The organism is Marinagarivorans sp. (assembly GCF_982758155.1).
Genome location: NZ_CEXWTU010000245.1, coordinates 1 through 7,137, shown reverse-complemented (window position 1 = coordinate 7,137; position 7,137 = coordinate 1). Strand labels below are relative to the sequence as shown.

Annotated in this window: 7 protein-coding genes; 6 read left to right on the top strand and 1 reads right to left on the bottom strand. The window is 41.7% G+C overall.

Going from position 1 to position 7,137, the window contains the following annotated elements; translation table 11 throughout:
- From AC3A8L_RS18455 to AC3A8L_RS18440, 4 genes are all read left to right on the top strand, one after another.
- Positions 1–338: hypothetical protein (locus tag AC3A8L_RS18455; protein ID WP_487963749.1), on the top strand; the 338-nt coding region annotated here is incomplete at its 5' end.
- A 430-nt stretch (positions 339–768) separates the two neighbouring features.
- On the top strand, positions 769–1,464 hold the full coding sequence (locus AC3A8L_RS18450) for a hypothetical protein (protein ID WP_487963748.1): 696 nt from the start codon (positions 769–771) through the stop codon (positions 1,462–1,464).
- Positions 1,465–1,481: 17 nt separating this feature from the next.
- Entirely contained in the window at positions 1,482–1,778 is a 297-nt protein-coding gene (locus AC3A8L_RS18445; protein ID WP_487963747.1) for a YrhB domain-containing protein, read from the top strand.
- A gap of 110 nt (positions 1,779–1,888) precedes the next feature.
- Entirely contained in the window at positions 1,889–2,230 is a 342-nt protein-coding gene (locus AC3A8L_RS18440) for a hypothetical protein (RefSeq protein WP_487963746.1), read from the top strand.
- 447 nt (positions 2,231–2,677) lie between these two features.
- On the opposite strand, the gene AC3A8L_RS18435 is transcribed toward AC3A8L_RS18440, so the two are convergent.
- Positions 2,678–3,742 (bottom strand): acyltransferase family protein, encoded by a 1,065-nt coding sequence (locus AC3A8L_RS18435; RefSeq protein ID WP_487963745.1) that lies wholly within the window; start codon positions 3,740–3,742, stop codon positions 2,678–2,680.
- Between the two features lie 288 nt (positions 3,743–4,030).
- Here AC3A8L_RS18435 and AC3A8L_RS18430 point away from each other — a divergent pair, with 288 nt between their 5' ends.
- Both AC3A8L_RS18430 and AC3A8L_RS18425 read left to right on the top strand, forming a co-directional pair.
- On the top strand, positions 4,031–4,279 hold the full coding sequence (locus tag AC3A8L_RS18430) for a hypothetical protein (protein ID WP_487963744.1): 249 nt from the start codon (positions 4,031–4,033) through the stop codon (positions 4,277–4,279).
- A 520-nt stretch (positions 4,280–4,799) separates the two neighbouring features.
- Positions 4,800–6,917, top strand: a complete 2,118-nt coding sequence (locus AC3A8L_RS18425) for a TonB-dependent receptor (protein WP_487963743.1) — start codon at positions 4,800–4,802, stop codon at positions 6,915–6,917.
- Positions 6,918–7,137 lie beyond the last annotated feature (220 nt).

Genomic DNA, 7,137 nt, shown 5'->3' with positions numbered 1-7,137 from the left:
GGTTGAGTTCTTTATACTCTTTTACTGATTTGACGAGTGCCTGTCCTTGCTCATGTTTAATAGTAAAAGTTTTACTGTTCAGCGCATACCTGGACCATTGGCGAGGTTTTGAAGGTGCATCAGTGTTGGGTTATGAGGTTAAAAAATCATATAGTTTTCAGCGGCCTAGCTACAAGGGGCCAAAAATCATGAGTTATCGTGAATACCTTCGAGCGGGTTGGTGTCAAAATCACATATCAATTGGAAGCATGAACAGATCTCAAGAAGAGAGTGTGAGAGAGGAGTATGAGGCATATCAAATTCGTACAATGAACGAATTTCAAGAAGGTTTTGAGTAACGCTTAAACCAATCCATTATGCTGACAGCTTTTCCGTCGCTCGTTTTTGCGGAGAAAAATACTACCGCAAAAACAACCAACTACAAAGCTGCGGCATATGGCGGCGTTAAATTTAGAATAGAGTAAAACTCTTGAAAGAGCCGTTAGCTGCAATGCTTATATTTATGTGCTCAATGTTCCTAGTCGTTTTTTTAGTTAGAATAATCCCTGTCGTTTTGGGTAAAATTAAGCTAAAAAACTACGAAGTATTTAAGGGCGAAGAACCTGAATCTGTAACCAAAACGACGAACAATTTTATTAACCATCGCCGCTTCGTGCCTGGACAGCCAAAGCTTTGTTCGTTTTGTGTATTTTTCCGAAAATTATCGAACAAAAGCACCGCCACTTTGTCAGCCGGATATAAAGGCGTTAGCACTAGTAAGAGTATTTTATGCAGATGTTCGCAGGAAAGAAGCCTGATATTATTATTCTCTTAGGGCTATTACTTCATGGAGTCTTAGCTGTTATCGCAATGGCACTTTACCCTGGTGGTCACATTTACGATTTGAATTCGATTGGGTATAGCTTTAGTCAGAATTATTTTAGTGACATGGGGCATTCTGTGTCCTTGTCGGGTGAAGATAATTTACTTTCAAGGATTACGTTTGTAGTTTCTATGCTGTTCTTTATGTTGGCTCAGTTTATTTTCTATTTAACTGAGTATGTGAGAAATATACACAAACCTATTGGAAATAAAGTTGGTTCGGCTTTTGGCCTTATTTCTCTTATAGGGATCATATTGCTGATTGTTTTTCCAAATGATACACATAGATCATTACATGTTTTTGGCGTATATATATGGACACTATCTTTTCTAGTATATGTATTATTTTATATCTATTTTCATTCATCGACTTACAAAAATCCAGGTGGCGTCGTCTTTATATCGATTCCGCTTTATATCCTTGTATCACTTCAACTATTACAAAATGAGTTGGAGTGGTACCAATACATGGCGCTTACACAAAAAATTATGGTTTATTACATGCTAAGTTGGTTTGTAGTCGCAACACTAATACGTAGAAATCGGCCCACTATCAACGTGCCAACAAAGCCATCACTCTCCGCCCGTAACTGCAGGCGTTAAACATCAATAGGAAAAATATGATTTCTCTGCAAGAAGCTCGAGAGCTAATAGAAAACGAAGTGGCTTCTTACCCTCAACCAGAGGGCGATAGGTATATTATTCTTGAAGAATCGCTTATCGAAAAAAGCTGGGGTTGGGTGTTTTTTTATACCTCAGAAAAATGGCATCGAACCAAAGAATTGAAATACGCTGTTGCCGGTAATGCACCGTTTATAGTCGAAAAAACGACTGGGGATATTATAATCACAGGAACCGCAGAACCAGTGCAAAGCTATATTAATAGGTACGAATCAACTGGAGGTCCAAATGCTTAACAAGGCCAGTCAGTCTGGTCTCCGTAAACTGCCTTCTTCTTGGCAAAATACGCAAAAAAGCAGCCAATTCACTCCGGCAGTTGCTGGCGGCGTTATGACAAAGTAGAGCTATGAAGAATATTGCAGGATTATTAATTTTGGATTTGGCTGTTGCTGGCTCATTCTATTATGGTCAGCGAGTCGCATCTGATAACGCCTGGACTTCTTGCGAAGCATTACAGGCGAGTCATTCTGCAACTGTAATGACTGGGCTGTTTCCAGAAAACATTTCCGTTGAATCTTACAAAGACGCGGTGGAAGGCCTGCATTACCATGCAATTGTAGACGGTTTTATTGGGCTCGGAAGATTTGAAAGTGAAATGACTAGCAAGTTCCCAATGCTGGTTGGTGATCCAGATTTTGCAATAGAAGATGCTAAAGTTGACATTGTCAAAATATCCTCAGGTAAATGATATAAAATTGCAAAAGCAATATCCTGAAAATGACAAATCAGATAGATTTATAAATGATCAAGTTGATTGGTTTTATCAGGGGTTAGAAAAGGTGAAAAATGAAAGTCATAACAATGCTATCTAGCCAAAAAACAGTATCATAAATGTCATATTGTAATCCATATCTGAAAGAAAGAATTTGACGAGTGCCTGTCCTTGCTCATAGCAAGTTAATGCATCGGAAAGTGATTGAGGAAGGGCAGGATTCAACTCTCTATATAGCGAAAAAGGGTGACATGGTTCTGGTGGTCCAGGCTGGGAAGGTTACAATGCAATCGCCTATGATTTCTCAATATAAAACTATAAAGCTAAGCGGGTTAGATTCTATTCCACCTGCTTAGCTTTTGTAAAACCGCTGAAGTTCTTTACATGCAAAAAAATCCAATTTTCCTGCAACTGAGGCCGCTGTTAGGCGCCTACAATCAATTTAGAGTGGCGCCCTAATAACTTTCGTATTAAATAAACAATCAGCATGCATAGTATTATTTGGACGACAACCGCTAAGCCGGTATACAGTAAAATACTGAGAACCGAAGGCATTTTAACATTCAGTAGCGCTAGCATTGCAGTGCCCTCAAATAATAAAAAAGCATGGATGAAGTAAATGTTAAAGGTGGCCTTGCCCAGCTGGTCAACCCAGTTGGGGAGCGATTTAATGTTTCGCTCAAATACAAAGAAAAGTAACGCTGCCAAGAAAATTTTGTGAATATAGTGAACGCTTTCTCGCAGTGAAACATCACCAAATTTATCGATGTTACTGGTCTGCAGCCACATTAGCGCTAAAGATAAAGCAACTGCCACTCCTGCAATTATTATCCAATATTTTGTGACTAGCGTTAATGCTTTTTGATAGTGTTGCCCTGTTAGTAGGCCCAAAGTATAGGCGCCCATAAAATAGATGTAGTTATGAATGCCATTCTCTGGCCAGCTGCGAGATACCAATAAAGGCATGAGTAGTAAGATGGCAATTATTATTTTTGACCAATATTTTTTTGAACAAATCAGGGCATAAATAATTGGCGTGCTAAGGTATAACGATAAAAGCACTGGAAGATACCAAAATGTAAACAACGCTTGACCTGTGTATACATTTTTGAATAGCGTTAATAGATAGGCTGATATCCCCTGATTAAAGACTTGTCGCCCTAATCCATCAAAGCCCCATTGAATCCAGGTAAATAATGCTGAAAATATGATGTATGGGAAAAGCACATATAATATTTTGGTTGTAAAAAAATGCCGCCACCCTTTTTGAGCCAATACGAGAGAAAATATACACCCAGAAATAAGCGCAAAGATTATAGTAAAGCCATGAAATAGCACCTCACTCATATTGTTGATAACCAGTAGTGTTCCGCTTGGCGGTGCATTGTTTGCAAAGTAAGAAACGAAGCCGATAGTATGCAGGAATACAATACTTACTATGGCGAAAACACGAAATGCATGGATGGCAGGGTAGAAGGTTTTTTGCATGGGATCCATTCGTATATTATTTGTTGGTGTGATTGGCTAACAATTACTCTAGTCAGGATATAATAACTGGGTTAAGTATACATTTTTTAACATTGGATCCTTACAACTCAATCACAATATAAGGTCCAGTTTTTGATTTCCAAAAAGTTTGTGCTCAAAAATCAATCTATGTTTGAAACCGCAAGATCGTTACGGCGAATTGGTAGTCAATGCATTCGCTATTGCAGTCGTAAGCGTGTACATAAGGAGTTTTTTCGCACTTTGAGAGCGGGGGCAAGCTAAAAAATAATGCAGAAAATAATTCAGGACGCGCACTCTAAATTATTTGAATTGGTGGATTGGGCGGGCAGAGTAATACGTGATGATACCCAGCTCTATTGCATCCATGCAGTCGCAGGATTAGTCAATCCTGTGCGTCAAAGGGGCCATATTGCCTCAAATTTACCCCCGGTTATCGATCGACTAGGTCTCGAACCCAATAACTGGTTAGCGCTGACCCGTGCTTTCGAAAAGAATACGAAAACCTTTGCAGGGTAAGGCGATCATATCGAAAGTACCGCGTTTACTATGGGTTATCAGCGCACGCCAAATCGGCGCCGCCGCCAGTCGTTATTTGGCTGATAAGCCGCTTATCCCCCTTCACCTTTCTCGCACCACTAGGCTTAACGCTGCTTGGGTATATAGCTTGTTGTTCTATAAGTGAATTATTGATAGCCTGCGCCCCTAAGACTGCGGGCCTAAGGCTTTATCTGAAAATATCGCTTAGTTTGAACTAAGGGGCGAGGCAATAATACATTATCCACTAATGCTTGCTCTCTACTTCCTCATCTTCGTTACTCAACGTGTTACATGCCCAGGCATGCGCCCCTTTAAGTGCCTCGATGAGAAAGCAGAGCTCTGCGCCTAATTGGACAATCTATTATTACCTCGCCCCTAAAGGCGAGTGGTTTTTATTTTTTTTAGAGTGAGTGTCCCTTTTGGTCTCCTATTTTTGGTGCGTCCATCTCGCACCCACTCGATATTTTACTAACACATTAAACCAATAGCAGTGAATTAAATGACGACAAAAACGGCCGTAATGTTATGTATTACCTCTTATTTCACTTGTTTCGTAGTCGAGGCAAGTGCATATGAAAGGTTAGAAGAAGTTATCGTTACAGCGCAAAAACGCAATGAAAGCCTCAGTGACGTACCCATTGCCATTGATGTAGTCGCAGGGGAATTTATTGAGAGCGCTAACGTCATCGGCTTAAGCCAATTGGAGTATGCCATTCCATCGGTCAATTTCGGCGCAGGGGGGCGGAAAACACGGGGAGAAATTGCGATTAGGGGGGTTGGTGACTACTCTCGTAATATTGGTACTGAGGCCCGCGTGGCCGTTTACGTCGACGAAGTACCATTAGGGCGTTCTTCGGCGTTCGATGCGAGTCTGGCCGACATTGATCAAATCGAAGTACTTAAGGGGCCTCAGGGTACTCTTTTTGGTATCAACACCATCGCCGGCGCCATTAATATACGAACAATGGATCCAAGTGATGAGCTTGAAGGCAGCGTAACCGCCAGCGTTGGCAGCCGCAATCATACGATGCTCGGGCTCAAATCAAATGTTGTGTTTTCTGAGCAGTTTTCCGGGCGTATTCAGTACAGCCGCTACGAAGAAGATGGCTTTGTTAATAACATCACTACGGGTAAAACACTGCAGGGCAGTGACTTAGAGTCCGGACGGCTTAAATTGCTGTATCAGCCCAACGAACGTTTTAAGCTTTTGGCCTCTGCTGACTGGCTCGAAGACTATTCACTCGCGACCAATGCTAGCGCGTTAGTCGATGATGGAAATTACAACGGATTTAGTGCCGCCCCGGCCCCCCGCGAAGTGGCTCACGACGCAAAAGAATTTGAACGCAGAAAATTGTTGGGAGGATCGATAAAAATGGAGTATGGACTGAATTCAAACGCACAAATCACTTCGATTACGGCTTATCGAAGCAGCCAATTCGAAGAATTTAACGAGGAAGATTACGGACCGCTTCCTGCTGCATTCAGTTTATTTGACGAAGACTATCAACAGTTGAGCCAAGAATTTCGTTATCTTTCAGCGTTAGGTGACAGTACCGACTTCGTTATAGGCAGTTTCTTTGCTTTACAGGAAACCTCTACCCAAAGAAGTGCCAGCTTATTCAATGCTGATATTAACAACTACGTACGTGTATTCACGCCAGGTAAGCTTGATAGCAGCACATACTCACTCTTCGCCAATGTGAATTATCACATAAGCGAACGCTATACAATTTCTGCAGGCACTCGCGTCCAGAGGGAGGAAAAAGCGCTCGAATATGAGATTACGGATAACAGCACGCTATTTACAAATGGCCGCTTAGATGACAAAAAACCGTTTACCCCCTTTCTGCCAAAAGTGAGTTTTAGCGGACACTTGAGTGAGGAGAGTCTTGCTTACGCCAGTATATCTCGCGGCGCCAAAAGCGGCGGTTGGAACGCAGACTTCGTCCAATCTCTAGACAATATTGAGTTTGATCCGGAATTTGCAACAAGCTATGAGCTGGGTTACAAAGGCACTTATTTTAATAACCTCGTCGCTATCAATACGGCTGCCTTTGTAACAAAATTTGACGACTTTCAAGTCTTCCAATTTGTTGATCTTGGTAAAACCACTGAAATAAGGCTTACTAACGCCGGTGAGGTCACTAGTAAAGGTATTGAGCTAAGTCTTGACCTTCAGTTAAATAGGTACAGCAGCGTTAGTATTAATTCGGCCTATACCAAAGCTAAATTCGACGTATTTGAAAACGGCGGTAATAACATAGACTACAGCGGTAATACGCTCCCCTATGCCCCAGAGTTTACTGCGTATACTGCGTTTGATTTTAGCTACCCTTTATCGGCTAGCAGCGAATTATATTTCTATATGGATTATAGCTATTCTGACGGATACTTCTCTAATCCTGCCAATGCCAATAATCAGAAAATTGATAGCTTTCATACGGTGAATGGCCAAGTTGGGTTTCATTATAAAAAGCATTGCCGAGTTTCAATGTGGGGTAAAAATATCACAGACGAGTTATACCTTCGCAGTCGTGATGTGTCCTTTTTGGGTATTCAGCGTGGTGTTTATGAAGCCCCAAGAACTGTGGGCGTTTCGTTGACGTATTCAATTTAATTGGAGCCTAAGGGCCGAGGAAAAAATACTTTATCCAATAATACTTGCCTCCTGCTTCCTTTGCAGCGTTGTCAAAGCGTTACATGCCTCGGTAACTGCTCCAGGCCCCAGCATGCGCCCCTTCGGGCGCCTTGTTGAGAAAATAGGCTCAATAACTGCTCCTCTACATTATGCTCCTGCCTCGATGCGTTATTCTAATAACCTACTTCCCTGTAGGCCC

Excerpts from the sequence above, each read along its gene's own strand:
- AC3A8L_RS18440 (WP_487963746.1), top strand. The coding sequence starts at position 1,889 with ATGAAGAATATTGCAGGATTATTAATTTTGGATTTGGCTGTTGCTGGC.
- AC3A8L_RS18435 (WP_487963745.1), bottom strand. The coding sequence starts at position 3,742 with ATGCAAAAAACCTTCTACCCTGCCATCCATGCATTTCGTGTTTTCGCC.
- AC3A8L_RS18425 (WP_487963743.1), top strand. The coding sequence starts at position 4,800 with ATGACGACAAAAACGGCCGTAATGTTATGTATTACCTCTTATTTCACT.
- AC3A8L_RS18430 (WP_487963744.1), top strand. The coding sequence starts at position 4,031 with ATGCAGAAAATAATTCAGGACGCGCACTCTAAATTATTTGAATTGGTG.
- AC3A8L_RS18450 (WP_487963748.1), top strand. The coding sequence starts at position 769 with ATGCAGATGTTCGCAGGAAAGAAGCCTGATATTATTATTCTCTTAGGG.
- AC3A8L_RS18445 (WP_487963747.1), top strand. The coding sequence starts at position 1,482 with ATGATTTCTCTGCAAGAAGCTCGAGAGCTAATAGAAAACGAAGTGGCT.